Below are 19,447 nucleotides of genomic sequence, written 5' to 3'. Positions count from 1 at the left end.
AGAAAAACTGAAAGCTAGGTTTTCCGCCGGCTATGTCAACGGATGGTGACTCATGGACAATTGTTTTACAGGAGCGCCATCAGCGCCGGGTGCCGGGTGAGGGCGAACGCATGGCGCGCCGCGGCGAACGCCTCGATTAACTCGCGCGGCGATCCGGCGCGTGGAAACACCATCGACAACTCGCCTCCGCTAAAAACAACCTCCGCGGGCACCCCGTCGACGCGCAGCGTGCACGTGGCGCAGTCCGACGGATACGTTACGGTGAGCGGCGCGGGGCTTGTCCGATTCTCCCCGGTGTCGAGTGACTCCACAGCGTCAATCACGTCCTCGACGCGCGCGCCCTTGGTCAGCGCAAACACGATTGAGTCGAACATGCCCGCGAACAATTCCTCGAACGCGGGTTCGGCGTTTTCGTGCGAGAAATCGAGCGTGTGCAGCGTGCGCGTGAGCGTCCACTCGGAGGGGGCGTTTTCGTTGAGCGCGTAGTTCCATTCGAGCGTGAAGTGGCGCGAGGTGAGCACAGCGGCGGGGCTGGCGACATCGAGCGAGATATCCTTGCGTTTGTAGGCGAACGCGGCGCGCGCCTTCTGGAAAAACGCCTCGGCCTCGCTGGCGAGTTCGTCCGCGCAAAGCTTGCCGAGAAACGCCACTGCCGCCGCGCTCGCGAAATCGGGCACGCTGTGGTGCTTTTTGCTGAAGCCGCCGAGGTTTTTGACAAGCCCGTGCGCGCATCCGGCGAGGCGGACGTGCTGGATGAACGCGGTCGCGCCGGCCGGTTCGGCGTTTTCGCTGTCATTGGGAGATTCGGATTTCCGGCGCGGCATGGTTTTGGGTGTGCACACGCAAACGGACGTCGCGGGTGAGCGAAAGTCAATTTTTGCGTGCGAGCGTTTTTCCAGTGACTTCGCGGCGTCGGCTTTTCGCCCGCCGGGAAGCCGTCCGTCAGAATGTGTTCACCGATTCGATGACGTGGCCCACCTGCTCGTCGGTCAGCTCGGGGAAGATCGGCAGGCTCACGCAGGTCGCGCATGCTTTTTCAGCCACGGGCAGCGAGCCCGCCTTGTAACCGAGCCCCGCGTAACACGCCTGCTGGTGCAGCGCCACCGGGTAAATCAAATCCGTGCCCACCTCGCGGTTCGCGAGATGTTCGCGCAGCGCGTCGCGTTGCGGATGGCGGATCGTGAACTGGTGATACACACTCGCGCCGTAATCAACCACTTGGGGCATGATCACATCGGCGAGCTTGATTTCGGCCATGTAGCGTTTCGCGATGGCCTGGCGCCGCGCGTTCCACGCGGCGAGACGCGGCAGTTTCACATTGAGCACCGCGCCCTGGAAACCGTCCATGCGATAGTTAAAACCGACCATGTCGTGATGATAGCGTCGCGACGAACCGTGCACGCGCAGGATGCGCGCCTTTTCAAAAACATCGTCGCGCCCCGACACAAACAGGCCGCCCTCGCCGCACCCGCCGAGATTTTTTGTCGGGTAAAAACTAAACGTGCCCGCGTCGCCGATCGTTCCCACGGGCGCGCCCTTGTAGCGCGCGCCCACGGCCTGCGCGCAGTCCTCGATCACGAACAGGTTGTGCTTGCGCGCGATCGCCATGATTTCATCCATGCGCGCCGGCTGCCCGAACAAATGCACCACGACCATGCCTTTTGTTTTCGGGGTGATGGCCGCCTCGATCTTTTCCGGGTCCATGTTGAGCGTGCCCTCCTCGATATCGACAAACCTCGGCGTCGCGCCCGTGTAGCTGATGCACCACGCGGACGAGATGAACGTGAATGTCGGCACGAGCACCTCGTCGCCCGGCCCGAAGCCTCCGCAAATCGCGGCCACATGAAGCGGCGACGTGCCGCTGTTCATGCCGAGGGCGCGCGAATGGCCGAACGTCGCGGAAAAGTTTTTTTCAAAATCCTCGACGTCCTTGCCGAGGCAAAACCGCGTCGCGTCATACGTGGCTGCCAGCGCTGCCAGCGCGTCTTCGCGAATCGCCTTGTGTTGAATGGAGAGGTCGAGGAACGGAACTTTCATGGAAGAATATGCGCCAAGAAGAATCCGCATCTCGGGAAACGGCAAGTCTCGGGTTTCCGTTGGCGGAAGCCGCCTGCTTGTTCGCGCCCCGCCCGCTCACTTCACCACGAGCACCATCGTGCGCACCGCGCCTTTTGAATAGACGACAAACAAGTTTCGTCCGCGCACGAGCGAGTTGCGCGCGGTTTCAACACTGGACGCCCTTGCGCGGTTGATTTCCAGGATCACCGCGCCTTCGGCAAACCAGTCCTTGTAGGGCGAGTCACCGTCCACTTTCACGACATACAGGCCGTCCACGCTGCTTGAGATGCGCAGCGAGCGGCGCTGGCTCGCGGTCAGGCGCGTGACTTGCACGCCGGGCAGCAGTTCGTTGTAGGCGAGCGCGTCGCCCGATTTGCCAAGGCGCACGATCGCGGTTTCGGCCTTGCCGTCGCGGAAAATCTTCACGGTCACCTCGGTGTCAGGCGGGAGTTGCGCGACGTGCGTGCGCAGGTCGGCGGCGTTTGTCACGGGACGGTTGTTGATTGCCGTGATCACGTCGTAGCGGCGCAAGCCCGCGTTGTCCGCCGGGCCGTCGGGCGTCACGTCGTTGAGGATTACGCCCCGCGTGTCCCGCGGCAGGTCGAGCGCCTCGGCGAGGTCGGGCGTGAGGGGTTCGCCGCTTGCGCCGAAATAACCGCGCGTGACTTTGCCGCTTGTCACGAGATTGTTCATGATGTTGCGGGCGAGGTTTGCCGGAATCGCAAACCCGATGCCCACATTGCCGCGCGTGGGTGAAATGATCGCGCTGTTGATACCCACGAGGCGTCCTTTCGCGTCGATGAGCGCGCCGCCGCTGTTGCCCTGGTTGATCGAGGCGTCCGTCTGGATGAAGTCCTCGTAACCCTCGACCTCGGCCAGGATGCCGACGCGCCGGCCCGTGGCGGAGACGATGCCCATCGTCACGGTTTGCCCGATGCCGAGCGGATTGCCGATTGCGAACACGATGTCGCCGACGCGCAACTTGTCGCTGTCGGCAAGCGTGGCGAGGGGAAGGTTTTTTGCGTCGATCTTGATGACGGCCACGTCGGTTTTCGGGTCGGTGCCGATGACGCGCGCCTTGAACTCGCGATCGTCGGACAGGATCACCGTCAACTCGTCCGCGTCCTCGACGACATGATTATTGGTCAGGATGTAACCGTCGGCGGACACGATCACGCCCGAGCCGAGGCCCTCGACCTTGTATTCGCGATTTGCCCCCGGCGCGAACCACGGGAACGGCAGCCGCTGCCGCACAAAGCGCGCCGAGGCGATGGACACGACGGATTTTTTCGCGGGCTCCACGGCGTCGGCGTAACTTGCAAGCGCGGGCGATTTGCCGTCGCCGACCGCCGCGTCGTCGATTTTGAGCTGCGGCAGCGGATTGGCCTGTGGCGCGGCAAAAAGCGACGCGGCAAAAACGAAGGCAAGGGTGAGCGTGGAAATGGCGTGTTTCATGTTTTGAAAAATAAAATGTGAGATGCGCGAAATCACGCGAGGTTTCAATGAAGTGTGTAGAATTGTTCCCCGCGAAACAGCCGCGCGCCCCGCTTTTATATTTTGGGAGGCAGGGGTGCCGGCACCGGTTTGCCGGTTTCCCTTGCGATTTCGCGAAGCACTTCACGCGCGGCTCGTTTGGCCTTATAGTCCGTCCTCGGATCGACGGACATTACCTTGATCACCGCCTCGGCGTCGGCGTATCTTTTCAGGCGCCAGTAAATGATGGCGAGCGCGTGATAAGTCTTGGACCTGTGGCGCATGGATGAGAGTGCTTCGAGAACCTTGTTTATTTTCTCCACGCGGATTTCCGGGCTTTGCGATTCGATCATCGCAAGCAACTCGTATGCCTCCATGCAATCCGGCGCGAGTTCGAGCGCGCGATCCACCAGTTTTCTCAGCTCGGTGCTCACGAACCCGGGCATTATGCGTTTCAATGATGAATTTTCGACCTCGCGGGAACTGCGCAAAAACCACACATAAGCCAGCGGATTTGTGGAATTATTTTCCACCGCTTTGCGCCAGTATTCGTGGGCCGCGGCGGGATTGTTTCCGGCGGCCCTGACTTCGGCGAGCAATTCGTAGATGCGGGGATTTTTCGGATTGCGCTCGGATAGTTGCAGAAGTTGAAACTCGGCGTCGTGCGCCCTATCGGTGCGCCCCTTGACGGTAATCAGCTCCATTTCATGCTCAAGCGAATCGGCGGGTTTGGATGTTATTTGTTTTAGAATCGACCCGACCGGCACCTTGCGATTCACGACAGTATAGCGCCCGCCGCCCGCGTAGGACTTGAGGGTCCGGCTCAATTTTTTTTGGTTCAGCCCAAATGCTTGTTGAAGCGCGTCGGCTGTCGAAACGCCCGGCGTTTCACAGAGGTTTGTGAACACATCAAGTCTGTCGGCTTTCATGAGACCGGTGTTCTGGCCGCATATTATATAATGCATGAACACCCACGATTGCGCATAAAACATCCGGGCGTGTTTTGTCTCATTGTAATAGGGGCTATTGGTATCAACAGTGAAAACGGTCTCAAAGGGCAGCCATTTCGACTCTCTGAGGGCGCGGAGGTGCCACGAGGGTGCTGTGCCAAGCGTCACGGTTTCCCTCCTTGATGAAAAAGTGGAAAAAACCTCGGCAAGCCCCTCGTTAATATAAAGCGGAGGACGCAGCCCCATGGCCTCGACAAGCGAGTGGACGTATTCATGGTAAACTGTTCTCAATCCCTCAAAAATCGTCGCGTTCTGCAAAATGATGCGGGAGCTGACCGGACTTTCCATAAAAATCCCCGCCACATTCTCGCGAGACTTGCCTTTATACAATGGAAGATGGGCGGAGAACTGTTCAGGCGAGTCAAAGACGATAATATAGGGACGCTTGTAATAGGTGCGCGCTTGCGGGAACAATGCGAAAAAGGTCGCCCGAAACTGTTCCAGCCTAATCAACAGTATTTTGGATTCGCGTTCCGGTGCGCAACTGAGCAGGTCAAAATGCTCACTGCTCAGACGAAGCCATTCCCCGGAGCCATGCGCTGTGTTTGTTGCAATGCCCGCAAACAGCAGAACGACTGCTAGAATCAGGATTTTCAACTTGGCGATGAGTGAAGGCATGAGGCGGGGAAAGACTGGGCAAAACAAAGCAATTGTCACACGCGGGCGGCAACACCAAAGCTTGGCGCGACGTTCAGGACTCGAGCAATCCGGCATACGCTTGCGCGTGTTGCCGGGCGGAATGGTCGGCGGAAAAACGGCGCAGGCTGTCGTGGTCGATGCGCGCTTGGGCGAGCGCGTTTGTCTCCGCGAGATGCGCGAGCACGCGCGCGAGATCCGCGGCGTCGCCATCGCGAAAAAGCCAGCCGTTCGACGGCGGCTCCATTGCGATGAGGTCGGGCGCGCCGCCCGAGGCGGCGGAGACCGAGGGCACGCCGGCGTCGAGCGCTTCCAACCGGGCGACGCTGAAGGGCTCGTTTTTTGAAACGACGAGGAGCACGTCGGTTTCGCGGAGGAGCGGGGTGGGGGAGGGTTGCTGGCCGCGCCACGTCACGCGGGTTTCGAGGTTGAGCGCGCGCGTGCGTTCGCACAGTTCGCGCTCGTAGCGGATGGAATCCTCCGTGCCGTCGTTCGCGCCGATGTGCGTGAAATGCCATTGCGCGCGAATATACGCGGGCAGTTGCGCGAGCGCGTCGAGCACGAGTTCCCAGCGTTTCCAGCGCACGAGCGCGCCGATGCCGGCGGCGCGGATGACTTCGTCCCGGGAGCGCGGGCATCCTGCCCGCCTTGTGTTTTCGAATGATTTGAGCGGTTCGTTTTGCGGGCAGGATGCCCGCGCTCCCGGGGCAATGCACGGCGGCAGGCAGTCGTCCCAACTTTGCGGCGGCAGGCCGTAGTAACGGGACATTTCCGGACTTAGAAAAAACAGGCGTTTGCCGGGTGTGAGCGCGCGCGCGGCGTGGCGGTAAAACCAGCGATGGCGTCCGTAATGATGCACGGTGGCGACGGCGCGCCGCTCGCCCCAGTGCGCGAGCCAGAGCGCGACAAGCAGGCCGGCGCGCGAACATCCGTGAAAAACGCGGCGCGGATCGGCGCGGAGCCAATCGCGCGCAGCGCGGGCGATTGCTCGGGCGCGCAAAAATGTGCGAGGGGAAATCGTCTCACCATTGATGTTCGGAAACTCGATGACAGGAAGCGCGAGTCGGTCGAACTGCGCGCCGTCGTTCATGCCGAGCGTCATTTCGAAATGCGGTGCGGCGGCGGTTGAGAGCGCGTGGAGAAACGAGCAGACGCCGCCGCGGTCGTTGTCGTAGCCGAGATAGAAAAGGACACGGGGAATCATGCTTTCGTAGGGGCGCGCCTCGCGCGCGCCCTCGTGTGCGAGGGGCGGTTTGCGTGCGTTTGCATAAAGCGGGCGGACGCGAGGGCGCGCGCAAGGCGCGCCCCTACTTGGCTCCGGCTTCGTAGCGTGTTATCCATGCGCGGTGCCATGTCGCGTAGTCGCCGGCCTCGATGCGCGCGCGGGCTTGCGCCATGAGGTCGAGGAAGAAGTGCAGGTTGTGCATCGAGAGGAGCGTGCCGGCCAGCATCTCGTTTGACGTGGTGAGATGGCGCAGGTAGGCGCGCGAAAAATTGGTCGTGTAGTTTTGCACTTCGTCGCTGATGGGGCGAGGGTCGGCGCGGTATTTTTCATTGCGCAGGTTGATCGGGCCGTCGGGCGTGAAGACGAGTCCGTTGCGGGCGACGCGCGTGGGCATCACGCAATCAAACATGTCCACGCCCATCGCGATCATCTTGAGCATTTGCGGCGGGGTGCCGAGGCCCATCGTGTAGCGGGGCTTGTGCGCGGGGAGGTATTTTACCGAGGCGGAAACTTGCTGGAGCATTTCCGGCTCGGGCTCGCCGACGCTCACGCCGCCGATGGCGTAGCCGGGGAAGTCGAGCGAGGCGAGCGCCTCGGCGGCCTCGCGGCGGATGTCGTCGTAGGTGGAACCTTGCGCGATGGCGAAGACGTGATGGCCGGCGGCGAGGAAACCGTTGTCGGTGGCGATCTGCTTGCATTGTTTCGCCCACTCGAAGGTGCGCGCGACGGAATGCGCGCACACGTCGCGCTCGCAAGGGAAGGGCGGGCACTCGTCCAAAACCATGGCGATGTCGCTGCCGAGGTTTTGCTGGATCGTCATGACCTCGCGCGGGCCGAGGAAAAGTTTCGCGCCGTCGAGGTGCGACTGAAACGCGACGCCGTCGGGCCGGATGTCGCGGAGCTTGGCGAGCGAGAAAACTTGGAAGCCGCCGCTGTCGGTGAGGATTGGGCCGTCCCAGCCCATGAATTTGTGCAGGCCGCCCATGTCGCGGATGAGTTCGCTGGTGGGGCGGATGTTGAGATGATACGTGTTGCCGAGGATAATCTGCGCGCCGATTTCGCGAAGCTGCGCGGGCGTGACGGCTTTCACGGTGCCCTGCGTGCCGACGGGCATGAAGATGGGCGTTTGGATGACGCCGTGGCGCGTGGTCAGCCGCGCGCGACGGGCGGCGGTGGCCGTGTCGGTTTTGAGGAGTTCGAAATGCGGAACGGTTGGCATCGAGGGAAAGGCTGAAAGACTGAAGGACTGAAAGGCTGAAAAACTACTTGCGGCTGATGTTGAGGCCGTCGGGCGTCCAGCCGGACATTTGGATGTCGAAGTGGTGTTTCGCTTGCGGGCACCAGTAGGAGATCGCCCACTCGGCGGGCTCGGTGGTGAGCGAGGGGATGCGGATGCCGCGCAGCTCGAAATAACTCCACGGGTTGCTTTCGTCGTAGTCGCGCTTGGCCCATTTTTTCATCGGGGGGAAAAGGATTTCGCCGATGGCGCTTTGGACTTCCGGCCAGCGCGAGACGAGTTCGTTAAAAAAGGCGCGTTGCGTTTCACCCGGTCCGGAGTCGTCGGCTTCGATTAGAATTTCGACCTCTCCTTCAACTGGCGGGAACTGGGTTTGCCCCGCCCAGAGTCCGGCGGCGGGAAAATGAACCAGGGGGCCGAAAAGCGAATCGGTGAGCGTGGGCAGGAGTTGTTTTTGCTTTGGGCGGAAAAGATTTTTGATGAAGTCGAACATGATATTCGGTGCGGAGTTGTCCCAACAACGGTCACCGATGGCAAGCACCACGATTTTCGCGGCAAGGAATTTCCGGGGTGTTTGCAAAAATGTTCGCGCGCAATCGCCGCCATTGGCGCTTGAACAATTCCGCCGTTGATTTTGTCATCAACCCAACTTCCCCGCCATGAGCAAAACCTTATTCCAGCGCATCATCGACCGCGAGATTCCGTCGAAAATCGAATACGAGGACGACCAGTGCATCGTCCTCCACGACATCGAGCCGCAGGCTCCCGTGCATTTGCTTATCGTGCCCAAGCGTGTGATCGCGCGCGCCGCGGAATCCGTTCCCGATTCGCCGGACGAGCAACTCATCGGGCATCTCATAACGACTGCCGGCGTCGTCGCCAAAAAACTCGGGCTCGAACGCGGTTTCCGTCTCGTCATCAACAACGGTCCCGACGCCTGCGAAACGGTTCCTCATCTCCACATGCACATGCTCGCCCGGCGCCAGATGGCCTGGCCTCCGGGTTGATTTTTCGACGCGGGCAGGGCGTGGGTTGGGGGTTTGAACGGGGCGACATGTTTCGACGGGAATCGATGTGTTTCGACTTGGGGTGGGACGAGTGGGCGAGTTTGCCCTGGCTCAAAAATTTGGCGCCTTCGAGTCCAGCAGGTGTTTTGCCTGCACGAGGCACACGCAGTCGCTTCCGTCCTCGGTGTGCAGCCAGTGCAGGCAGAGCGCGCCGAACGCGCGTTCCATCGCGCGGCGCAGGCCGCCCACTTCGATCACGACGATTCCGTGCGGCGCGAGCCGGTTCCTTGCCTGCGCGAGCAGCTTGCGAATGATGTCGAGCCCGTCGCGTCCGCCGTCGAGCGCGAGGCGGGGCTCCTTTTGAAACTCCACCGGCAGGTCATCGCAAATGCGCGACGGCTCGTAGGGCGGATTGCTCAGGATCACATCGTATTTCTCCGCCGGCGATTTTGGCGCGGGCACCGCGTCAAACACATCGCTGCGGTATAATTTCACGCGCCTGGAAAGCCGGTGTTCGCGCACGTTGATTTTTGCAACATCGAGCGCGTCCGCCGACAGGTCGATCGCATCGACCCGCGCCTTTGAAAAATGATGCGCCAGCTCAATCGCCAGGCATCCCGAGCCCGTGCACACATCCACGACGCGCCTCGTGGCCTTGCCGTTTTGCGGCAGCCAGCAATCCAGCTGCGCGGGGATGAGTTCGAGAAAATACGACCGCGGAATCAGCACGCGCTCATCCACATAATAACGGTTTCCGCCCAGGAACGCCTCGCGCGTGATATACGCCGCCGGCACGCGCTCGATCACCCGCCGCCGGAGCATCGCGCGCAAGGCGGTTCGTTGCGCGGGCGCGATGCGTTTGTCCAAAACCGAGGCGTCGCTGTCGAGCGGCCAGTCGAGTGTGCGCAGCAAAAGATACAGCGCCTCGTCGTGCGCGTTGGTTGCGATCTGCCCGAGCGCCAGCCCCGCGCGCGCATACGCGTCCTCCGCAAACGCGAGCCAGTCGCGCAGCGTCGCCAGTTGCGAGGTCACCGGCAGCGAGGCGGGAGGCGTCTGTGCGTTGCGCGACGATTGTTTCATGCGTTATTCTTTCTCATCGCGGCCGGGCGTTTTTGGGGCGCGCACGTGCTCATGGTTGCGGATGTGCTCGGAGCAGTAGCAATACTCGCCTTCGCATTTCGAGCAGTAGCGAAAATCCTCCTGCGGGTGCGTCTGGCTCGTCTTGCCGCAAACATGACAACGATTGCGCATCATCGGCGTGTCGCTTTGCTGCGCGATCCGGTCGGCCTGTGTTGCCATGCGCCGCCGTCCCGAGCGAATCCGTCGCGCCAGGTCTCCCGAGAAAAAGATCAGAAAGTTTCCCACCGACGCCACGACCATCAGTTTCGCCGATAGCCCGCCCGTGAAAAACGTGAACGCGTAGCCAATCCACGTGATCAGCGCGAGCCACTTGATTTTCACCGGCAGGATGAAAAACACCATGATCTCGAACTCGGGATTCAGATACGCAAACGCGAGAAACAGCGAGCCGCTGATAAAAATGTTGGTCGCGATGGCGTTTGGCGTGATGAACGCGACGCCCACCGTGAGCACGTAGCCGCAGAGCAAAAACAAGTTGAAGCGCACCTCGCCCCAATAATGCTCCAGCGCCGAGCCGAACAAATAAATCATGTAGAGCGCGAACGCGGCCCAGAACGGGCTGAAGGTGGGCGGAAAAAACGCGAACGTGATCAGCCTCCACCATTCGCCGCGGAGCACGGCCGCCGGCATGAGCACGCAATCCTCCCAAGCGAAAATGCCGAGAAACCTGATCGCAACCAGCATTAACAACTGCCCCGCCACGATGATGAGCGTGAGGTGTGGAATTGCGAAAGGTTCGAGCCGTCGCTCGATGCGGTTAAGCCAGGACATGAGGCAGCTGTTTTGATGCGTGTTGCGCGGTCTGCCAAGCAATCATGTTGATGCCAAAAAAAAGCCGGACTCAATTTGAGTCCGGCCTTTTTGGTATGAAGTGTGATGTTACGTTTTACGTGTGCACGATTTCGCAGGCGCCGCCGGCGCAGGCGATGTGCTCGGCGAGTTTGGTCTCGTCGGTTTCCTCGCGCATCTTGGTGTAGTCAACTTTGTTCGGACGAAGCATGTTCCAGCGGATGATGTCGCTCTCGGTGGCGACTTCCTCGCGGGGGGCTTGCGCATAGATTTTGTCGCCGGCGTCCTGGAGGAGCGAGATTCCGGTGAAGGATTCGCGGTGCTCCCAGATGAATTCCTCGACGTCGTTCCACTCGGTCGGGCTGACGGTGCAGGTGTTGGAGACGTTGTGGTGCAGGTTCGGCGAGCGCGACTCGGGGTCGCCGCCGGGGATGACCCAGGACTGCTGCACGAGCTCGACGAGTTGCAGGAATTGCAGCGCGTTGATGTCCTTGCGCAGGATCGCTTGCGGCGCGGCCTCTACGGGGAAGGAGATGACGTCGTCGGTGTCGGGGTTGTAGACGGACGCCTCGGTCATCTGCGGGTTGTATTGCTTGAAGAACGAGTAGATGGGTTCCTTGCGGTTGGCCTGCACGCGGCGGAAGTAGTGGCGCGCGTGGTGCGGGTGGATGCCGGAGGCGGCGTCGAGGATGAGCGAGGCGGTGCCCTCGGGTTTGCAGGTGGTGAGCTTGGCGGCGGGGCGGATGCCGAGGAGCGACGCGACGAGGCGGTTGGTGGCGCGGCAGAGGCGCGCGCCGCGGGTGAGGATTTCGGCGTCGAAGAGGATGTTGGGGTTGTCCATGAAGCCGCAGATGGAAACGCCGAGGAGCGAGTCGTGCTCGTTGATGAGGCGGGTGACGGGCCCGAGGTAGGGCATGTCGGTGTAGGCGGCTTGAAGGGTGCCGATGGCGGTGGCGGCGATGCAGCCGTCGAAGAAGTTTTCAACGGTGGTGGCGGCGCGTCCGTTGATGGTTGTCAGATTGCACATCTGGAACCCGGAGAGGCGCGTGGTGCCGGGGAGGTCGCCCTTGTAGCCCCAGGCGAAGAGTTTCGAGACTTCCTCTCCGGAGAGTTCCCAATCGACGATGGGCAGGAGGTTGATTTCGGCGCAGGGGTTGCAGCCGGCCTCGGGGTTGTCGGAGAAGAAGAAGCCGGGCTCGCCGAATTCCTTTTGCGCCTTGAAGAGTTTTTTGAAGTGGGCGCGGTTGTCCTCGGTGCGGGCGAGGACGGCGGAGTTGTTCGAGGCGGAGCGGTGCGGGTGTTTGTCGAACCAGTTGCCGGTCTTGGCGTTCATCATTTCCTCGTCGTCGGGCGAGAAGAGGCAGATGGTCGCGGAGCGGCGGATGCCGCCGGCGAGCACGGCCTTGGCGAGGAACATGTTGATGTCGTAAACTTCGATGGGGCGCAGGGCGCGGCCCGCGGCTTGCGAGAGGATTTCCTCGACTTGCGTGAGGGCGCGCTTGAGCGGGAGGTGGCCGGGGGCCTTGCCGCCGGAGGTTTTGAGGGGGAGGCCGCGCGAGCGGATGAGCGAGTAGTTGAACTCGATTTTTTTACCTTCGTAGAAGGACTGGAAGAGGGCGTGCACGGCGTCGGACCAGCCCTCGATGGTGTCGGGGATGTGGTAATGCCAGACAGGCAGGTCGTATTCGTTGGCGCGGGCGGGCAGCGAGGGGAGCATGGCGACGTGGTGCTTTTGCACCGAGAAGCCGACGCCGCAGCCGGAGAGGAGGAGGTAGAGGTATTCGCGGAAGAACTCGACTCGGTCAACATTCGCGAAGGAGCAGTTGAACATGCGCGAGTGGTTTTTGAGGATGGCCTCGCCGCCGAATTGCATGGAGCGCATCGAGGGGAGGACTTGCTTGGCGGCGACCTTGTCGAACGCGAGCTGGATGATGTCGTAGAGGCGCTTGTTGCCGAGGGTGGCGAGGAGTTGCGGGGCGGCGTCCCCGGCGAGCGCGGCGATATCCTCGGGGAGTTTTTCGGGGATGCGCGCGTCGATTTTGCCGGCGAAATGGGTGAGGTGCATGTCGCGCACGCGGTCGGTGGCCTCGGTGAAGGTTTCGCGGCGCTTGAGGTCGGGGCGGTAACGGGCGTATTTCGCCATGGCGATGTAGTCGCCGAGTCCGTTTTCCTCGTATTTGGCGAGGCGGTTGGCGGCGTGCTGCATGCGGTAGAGCACGTAGGAGCGGGCGACTTCCCAGTTGCCGGAGGCGGCGATGGCCTTTTCAACGGCGTCCTGGATTTGCTCGATGGTGGGGTGTTTGCCTTCGCGGTAGTAGAGTTCGAGCATCTGCGAGACGCTTTCGCCAAGGCGGGCGGCCTCGGCAAAGATGTCGGGGCTCACGCCGTATTGGGCGAGGAAGTCGTCGCGGGACGGATTGTCGGTGTTGCCGGTGCGCACCTCGTGGAAGGCGAGCGCGATGGCGCGGGTGACCTTGTTTTGGTCGTAGCGGGCCTTGGAGCCGTCGCGCTTGAGAACCATGCGGGCGTCCGCAGGGATGCTGCGGTTGAGCAATTGGGCTCCTTTGGTGATGGTCGCCGCGGGTTCGCTTGGAAGGATGTTGGAGATGGAAAAAGGGAGGGAAGACTTCATGACAGAAAAACCAATGTAGTGGATGAGTTTGAAAGGTTGGGCGAGTTTTAAATGTAGTTTTTTTTGAAAATTTTTTGATTCATAAATAATTAACTATCAATGAATTAAAATGTTACTCACAGAGTGCTCACATTTAAGCAAAACTGAAGCTATGCAGAAGAAAAATTATAGGGGCGGGGTTTTTTTCGGGGGTAAATTTGGGGTGAATATGGCGCAAAAATCGGGGTCTTTTTTTGCGATTTTTTGGGTCGTTTTTTGGGCAAAGTCGCTATGGGAAAATGAATATGTATTCGATTTTTAAATACGATTATTTGCAATGACGAGGGGCGGGGGAAATGTAAAAATAATGCGATTTTTTGCATGAGTGTCAATTTTCCGGCCATGTTTTGCGCGGGTTTCGGTGATTTTTTTTGTGCGCGTGTGATTGGTGATTGAGCGTTGCGGCCAAGGCTCTCTAACGTGGCGGTCATGCGCCATCCTGCCATCGATAATCTCCTCATACTCCAGAATCGTGACACCAAGCGAATCCAGCTGGAGACAGAAATCAAGTCGGTGCCTGATTTAGTTCGCGCCGTGGAGGAAAAAATCCTCGCGGACAAGAAGGCAATCGAGGATGCGAGGACGGAGTTGATGGATCTCGAAACCCAAAAAAAACTAATCGAGACGGAGATCGGCACGATGCAGGGCACGCTCGGAAAATACAAAACGCAACAATCGCTGGTGCGCAAAAACGACGAATACCAGGCGCTCGGCCAGCAGATCGCATCGACCGAGGCCGCCATCGGCGGGCTCGAGGAAAAGGAGCTGGGCGTGATGTTCGAGATTGACGGGGCGAAGGTGAAATTCGCCGATGCCGAAAAAGTGCTCAAGGATAACATCGCCGGGCACGAATCGCGAATCGCGACATTGCGCGAGCGCGAGAAAAACCTGGCCGTGGAGCTGGCCGCCGCGCAGGCCGAGGTGGCGAAGGCGCGCGAGCCGCTGGACGCGTTGAGCCTGCGTTTATACGACCGGATCGCGGAGCGCACGCAGCCGGTGGTCGCCGCCGTGCACGGCGGAAATTGCGATGGCTGCCACCTGAAGGTTTCCGGCGAGTCGGAATCAAACGCGCGCAAAGGCGAGGTTCTCGCGACGTGCGATCAGTGCGGGCGAATCATCTGGTGGGATTGAGCCGGTGCGGTTCGGAGCCGCGCAAAAAGCGCGCGCATCCACTCCCGTTTCTAAAATAACGCCGGCGTTTGTTGCGGCGAACCGCCCCGCATGGCACCCCCTCCCGGTGCCGGGAAAGACCCTCAAAAAGGCTCGACAGGCGAACTCCTTGGCGGGAAGTTTCTCGTGTCCTAGTTTCGCCGGTTCCCTTGCCAAAACAAACCCTTTCCTGTCCCGCAATAAAGTCCCCGCCCCGATTTTGCGCCCCTTGTTTTTCCGCAGTTTCATTTGATTTTTTATCGATTCTGAATCCATGAGCACACCCTCCCAAAACACTGCCCTCCCCAAAACCGTCATTGACCGTCGCACTTTTGCCAAAACCGCCGCGCTTGCCGGAGCCGGGCTTGCGATGGGCTCCACGCTCGCCAGCGCGGCCGATCCCGCCCCGGCCATTGCCGACGCCTCCGGGGGCAGGCGCCGTCGCTACGCCATCGTTGGTTGCGGCGGGCGTCACCGCATGTATCTCAAAGCCATCCTTAACCAATACAAGGACGTCGCGGAGATCGTCGCCGTATGCGACGTGAACAAGGGCCGAGCCGAGAGCGCGGCGAAAAGCGCCAAAAAAGCAGGTGTGCCGATCAAGGCGTATTATCCCGAATCCAATCCCCCGAAACCCGATTTCGACCGGCTGATCCCCGAATTCGAGCAGATGATCAGGGAAACCAGGCCCGACATCATCATCGTCACCACCACCGACTGCGCGCACGATCGCTACATCGTCAAGGCGATGGAAATGGGCTGCGACACCATCACCGAAAAACCCATGACCGTAACCGCCGGGAAATGCCAGCGCATCCTCGACGCGAAAAAACGCACCGGCAAAAAAGTCCGCGTCACCTTCAACTACCGCTACTCCCCGCCCCGCACCCAAGTGAAGGATATCCTCATGTCCGGCGCGATCGGCGACATCCTCTCGGTCGATTTCACCTGGCTGCTCAACACCCGACATGGAGCCGATTATTTCCGCCGCTGGCACAGCAACAAAATCAACTCCGGCGGCCTCATGATCCACAAGGCCACGCACCACTTCGACCTCGTCAACTGGTGGCTCAGCGCCTCGCCCGTCGAAGTCACCGCCGTCGGCAAGCGCGAATTCTACACGCCCGCGATGATCAAGCGCTTCGGCCTCAAGGGTCCCGGCGAACGCTGCATGACCTGCCCCGAGGGCGACAAATGCGGCTTTCACATCGACCTCCCCGGCACCCCCGGCATCCGCACCATGTATCTCGACAACGAAAAATACGACGGCTACATGCGCGACCGTTGCGTCTTCCGCCCCGACATCGACATCGAGGACACCATGAACGTGATCGTGAAATACGACACCGGCGCCACGCTCAGCTACAGCCTCAACGCCTTCAACGCCTGGGAAGGCTACCAAATCGCCTTCAACGGCACCAAGGGCCGCCTCGAGCACTCCATCGTCGAGCAAATCTACATGAACGCCGCCGACGGCGACGACAAGCAAGGCGCGATCAAAGCCGGCGGCACGGTGGTGCGCGTCATCCCGCTCCGCGACCCCGCCACCGAGCACACCCCTTGGAAAGGCACGGGCAGCCACGGTGGTGGCGACATCGTCATGCTCAACGACGTTTTCCTCCCGAATCCCCCCGCCGACAAATACCAGCGCAACTCCGACGAGCGCGGCGGCGCCGAGTCAATTCTCATCGGCGCGGCGGCCAACATGAGTTTCGAGACCGGCCGGCCGGTGAAAATCGCGGACATCGTCAAGGACTTGAAAAAGCCCGACTATCCGCCGATGCCCACCAACAAAGACCCGGTCGAAATGCCCCGCCGCCTCCCGGCGCGCAAGCCGTCCTTAAAAAAGAAAGCCTGACTGCGATAGCGCGCCATGTCGTCTCGCGCGGCGTGGACAAATCGCACTCCGTGCCGGCGGCATGCAAGAGTCTCCTGTTGCGCACCGCGCTTGGCTGTTTGCAACAAACACCAACCCCGTCAGGGCTGGCGCAACCCTCCCGAAAATTTGAAATTTTGGAAAACGGGATTTATTTGATGTTGGCCGAGCTCCGCCTCACAAGATAAGGATTTCAGAAATCAGAGAACCAAGGGAAATCTGAAATCCCAATTCCGCATTCCGAAATCCGCACTTCGCATTTATGAAACACGCACTCCGCTCCGACATCACCACCCAGGGCCGCCGCATGGCCGGCGCGCGCGCACTCTGGCGCGCCAACGGCATGACCGACGCCCAAATGGGCAAACCCCTCATCGCCATCGTCAACTCCTTCACGCAATTCGTCCCCGGCCACACCCACCTCCACGACGTCGGCCAGTTCGTGAAACGCGAAATCGAGGCCCAAGGCTGTTTCGCCGCCGAGTTCAACACCATCGCCATCGACGACGGCATCGCCATGGGCCACGACGGCATGCTCTACTCGCTCCCCTCGCGCGACCTCATCGCCGACTCCGTCGAATACATGGTCAACGCCCACAAGGCCGACGCCATGATCTGCATCTCCAACTGCGACAAAATCACCCCCGGCATGTTGATGGCCGCCATGCGCCTCAACATCCCCGCCATCTTCGTTTCCGGCGGCCCCATGGAAGCCGGCGCGCTCGGCGAACGCCACCTCGACCTCATCAACGTCATGATCGAGTCCGCCGACGACTCCATCCCCGACGCCCAAATCGAAAAACTCGAGCACGCCGCCTGCCCCACCTGCGGCTCCTGCTCCGGCATGTTCACCGCCAACTCCATGAACTGCCTCAACGAAGCCATCGGCCTCGCCCTCCCAGGCAACGGCACCATCGTCGCCACCCACAAAAACCGCCTCCAACTCTTCAAGGACGCCGCCCGCCTCATCGTCGAAAACGCCCTCAAATACTACCGCGACGGCGACGACACCGTCCTCCCCCGCTCCATCGCCACCCGCCAGTCCTTCCTCAACGCCATGTCGCTCGACATCGCCATGGGCGGCTCCACGAACACGATTCTCCACCTCCTCGCCATCGCCAACGAAGCCCAAGTCAACTTCACGATGGACGACATCGACGCCCTCTCGCGCCGCGTCCCCTGCCTCTGCAAAGTCGCCCCCAACACCGAAAAATACCACATTCAGGACGTGAACCGCGCCGGCGGCATCCTCGGCATCATGGCCGAGCTCGCCTCCGCCAACCTCATCGACACCGCCCAACCCCGCGCCGACGGCCTCACCCTCGCCCAAGCCATCGCCAAATACAACATCGCCGCCGCGACACCCGACCCCGAAGCCGCGCGCATCTACACCTCCGCGCCCGCCAACCGCTTCAACCTCAAAATGGGCTCCCAGGACAGCGCCTACAAAACTCTCGACACCGACCGCGCCGCCGGCTGCATCCGCGACATCGCGCACGCCTACACCAAGGACGGCGGCCTCGCCATCCTCAAAGGCAACATCGCCGAAAAAGGCTGCGTCGTGAAAACCGCCGGCGTCGATGAAAGCATCTTCAAGTTCACCGGCGCCGCGCACGTCTTCCATTCGCAAGACGACGCCTGCCGCGCCATCCTCCTCGACCAGATCAAAGCCGGCGACATCGTTGTCATCATTTACGAAGGCCCCAAGGGAGGCCCCGGCATGCAGGAAATGCTCTACCCTACGAGCTACATAAAATCCAAGCACCTCGGCAAGCAATGCGCCCTCATCACCGACGGCCGCTTTAGCGGAGGCACCTCCGGACTCTCCATCGGCCACGTCTCGCCCGAGGCGGCCAGCGGCGGCGCCATCGCGCTCGTCCGCGACGGCGACACGATCGAAATCGACATCCCCGCGCGCAAAATCCACCTCGCCGTAACTGATGCCGAACTTGCCAAGCGCCGCGCCGAGGAAGAAGCCCGCGGCAAACTCGCCTACAAGCCGATCCGCGACCGCATCGTGAGCAAGGCGCTCCGCGCCTACGCCCGCGACGTAGCCAGCGCCGACCTCGGCGGCGTGCGAATCATCGAGTAGGGGCGTCGCTCGCGACGCCCTCCGCCCCACCTTTCGCTCATCAGCCAGATCGGCCCGATCCGACAACTCGGTCCGATCAGCCCCATCTGTCCGATCCGCCCACTCCCCCAACTGTAAACCATAAACTCCGCCCCACCATGCCCGCCCAAACCCCTGCCCCGATCATCCGCCCGCACGGCGGCTACCGCACGCTGCGCGCGCACCAAGTCGCGACGCTCATTTACGACAACACCTACTGGTTCTGCGAACGCCACATCCGCCGTGACGACGCCCGCCTCCGCGACCAAATGGTGCACGCCGCCCGCAGCGGACGCCAAAACATCGCCGAAGGCTCGCGCCGCGCCGGCACCTCCAACACCACCGAAATCCGACTCATCGACGTCGCCCGCGCCAGCCTTGAGGAACTCCTCAACGACTACGAAGACTACCTCCGCCAGCACCGCCTCCCCGAGTGGAACAAAGACCACCCCGAGGCCCTCCGCATCCGCCGCGTCCACAACACCGCCACGCTCCCCACCGACGACGACTTTCGCCACCGCTACCGCGAATCCCAGGACGCCCTCAACGCCCTCTATTCCCGCTGGCTCGAAAACGACGACCCCGCGATCCGCGCCAACGCCCTCATCTGCCTGATCCACCAAGCCAACTACCTCCTCGACCAACTCCTGAAAGAACTCGGCGAAAACTTCGTCGAGCAAGGCGGCTTCACCGAACACCTGGCGACCCTCCGAGCCGACCACCGCGCCAACGCAATGCCGACTGCCAAGTCCGCCTCCGCCGACGCCCCCAACTGCCCCCAATGCGGCCAGCCCATGCGCCAGCGCACGGCAAGCAAAGGCCGCAACGCCGGCAAACCCTTCTGGGGCTGCACCGCCTACCCAACCTGCAAAGGCACCCTCGAAATTCCTTCCACTCCGTCCCCCAAATCCACCTGATAAGTCCACGCTGTCCACTCAGTCCGACACCTCATTCCTTCGACCATGCCAGAACCCGATAACCAATTGTCTCACAAAATTCATTCGCGTGCGTGGTATCAGGCTTCAATCGAAACTTTTCTTGCGACCTAGTTGATAATGTGCGAAAG

At 61.1% G+C, this 19,447-nt stretch carries 15 protein-coding genes; 5 read left to right on the top strand and 10 right to left on the bottom strand.

Going from position 1 to position 19,447, the window contains the following annotated elements; genetic code table 11:
* Window positions 1-65: 65 nt before the first annotated feature.
* From M2103_RS03135 to M2103_RS03105, 7 genes are all read right to left on the bottom strand, one after another.
* Window positions 66-824 carry a hypothetical protein gene (locus M2103_RS03135; protein WP_277508694.1) on the bottom strand — a complete coding sequence of 253 codons (759 nt, stop codon included), beginning with the start codon at window positions 822-824 and terminating at the stop codon, window positions 66-68.
* A 118-nt stretch (window positions 825-942) separates the two neighbouring features.
* On the bottom strand, window positions 943-2,037 hold the full coding sequence (locus M2103_RS03130; protein ID WP_277508693.1) for a DegT/DnrJ/EryC1/StrS family aminotransferase: 1,095 nt from the start codon (window positions 2,035-2,037) through the stop codon (window positions 943-945).
* Between the two features lie 96 nt (window positions 2,038-2,133).
* A complete protein-coding gene (locus M2103_RS03125) occupies window positions 2,134-3,513 on the bottom strand; it encodes a Do family serine endopeptidase (RefSeq protein ID WP_277508692.1) in 1,380 nt (459 codons plus the stop codon).
* A 95-nt stretch (window positions 3,514-3,608) separates the two neighbouring features.
* The gene (locus M2103_RS03120; protein ID WP_277508690.1) at window positions 3,609-4,829 is read right to left on the bottom strand and encodes a DUF1570 domain-containing protein; all 1,221 of its coding nucleotides are present in this window, start codon (window positions 4,827-4,829) and stop codon (window positions 3,609-3,611) included.
* A 403-nt stretch (window positions 4,830-5,232) separates the two neighbouring features.
* Entirely contained in the window at window positions 5,233-6,381 is a 1,149-nt protein-coding gene (locus M2103_RS03115) for a glycosyltransferase family 4 protein (RefSeq protein ID WP_277508687.1), read from the bottom strand.
* A 103-nt stretch (window positions 6,382-6,484) separates the two neighbouring features.
* On the bottom strand, window positions 6,485-7,621 hold the full coding sequence (gene tgt, locus M2103_RS03110; protein WP_277508686.1) for a tRNA guanosine(34) transglycosylase Tgt: 1,137 nt from the start codon (window positions 7,619-7,621) through the stop codon (window positions 6,485-6,487).
* A gap of 43 nt (window positions 7,622-7,664) precedes the next feature.
* On the bottom strand, window positions 7,665-8,132 hold the full coding sequence (locus M2103_RS03105; protein WP_277508684.1) for a hypothetical protein: 468 nt from the start codon (window positions 8,130-8,132) through the stop codon (window positions 7,665-7,667).
* 166 nt (window positions 8,133-8,298) lie between these two features.
* On the opposite strand from M2103_RS03105, the gene M2103_RS03100 reads away from it, so the two are divergent.
* Window positions 8,299-8,646: a histidine triad nucleotide-binding protein gene (locus M2103_RS03100; protein ID WP_277508683.1), complete on the top strand. Its 348-nt coding sequence runs from the start codon at window positions 8,299-8,301 to the stop codon at window positions 8,644-8,646.
* A 111-nt stretch (window positions 8,647-8,757) separates the two neighbouring features.
* On the opposite strand, the gene prmB is transcribed toward M2103_RS03100, so the two are convergent.
* From prmB to M2103_RS03085, 3 genes are all read right to left on the bottom strand, one after another.
* Entirely contained in the window at window positions 8,758-9,726 is a 969-nt protein-coding gene (gene prmB / locus M2103_RS03095) for a 50S ribosomal protein L3 N(5)-glutamine methyltransferase (RefSeq protein WP_277508682.1), read from the bottom strand.
* A gap of 3 nt (window positions 9,727-9,729) precedes the next feature.
* Entirely contained in the window at window positions 9,730-10,557 is an 828-nt protein-coding gene (locus M2103_RS03090) for a rhomboid family intramembrane serine protease (RefSeq protein ID WP_277508681.1), read from the bottom strand.
* 115 nt (window positions 10,558-10,672) lie between these two features.
* Complete coding sequence (locus M2103_RS03085) at window positions 10,673-13,207, bottom strand: ATP cone domain-containing protein (protein WP_277508680.1); 2,535 nt, start codon at window positions 13,205-13,207, stop codon at window positions 10,673-10,675.
* 468 nt (window positions 13,208-13,675) lie between these two features.
* On the opposite strand from M2103_RS03085, the gene M2103_RS03080 reads away from it, so the two are divergent.
* The 4 genes from M2103_RS03080 to M2103_RS03065 all read left to right on the top strand — a co-directional run bounded on the left by M2103_RS03080 (window position 13,676) and on the right by M2103_RS03065 (window position 19,298).
* Complete coding sequence (locus tag M2103_RS03080) at window positions 13,676-14,377, top strand: C4-type zinc ribbon domain-containing protein (protein WP_277508679.1); 702 nt, start codon at window positions 13,676-13,678, stop codon at window positions 14,375-14,377.
* Between the two features lie 292 nt (window positions 14,378-14,669).
* Window positions 14,670-16,253, top strand: a complete 1,584-nt coding sequence (locus M2103_RS03075; RefSeq protein WP_277508678.1) for a Gfo/Idh/MocA family oxidoreductase — start codon at window positions 14,670-14,672, stop codon at window positions 16,251-16,253.
* A 280-nt stretch (window positions 16,254-16,533) separates the two neighbouring features.
* A complete protein-coding gene (gene ilvD / locus M2103_RS03070; RefSeq protein ID WP_277508677.1) occupies window positions 16,534-18,363 on the top strand; it encodes a dihydroxy-acid dehydratase in 1,830 nt (609 codons plus the stop codon).
* A gap of 137 nt (window positions 18,364-18,500) precedes the next feature.
* On the top strand, window positions 18,501-19,298 hold the full coding sequence (locus M2103_RS03065; RefSeq protein WP_277508676.1) for a four helix bundle suffix domain-containing protein: 798 nt from the start codon (window positions 18,501-18,503) through the stop codon (window positions 19,296-19,298).
* The last annotated feature ends 149 nt before the right edge of the window (window positions 19,299-19,447 follow it).

The sequence above is a fragment of the Ereboglobus sp. PH5-5 genome, assembly GCF_029504805.1.
Taxonomy (GTDB): domain Bacteria; phylum Verrucomicrobiota; class Verrucomicrobiia; order Opitutales; family Opitutaceae; genus Ereboglobus.
Note: the sequence above shows the minus strand (reverse complement) of the source record. Positions and strands in the feature narration are given on the sequence as shown.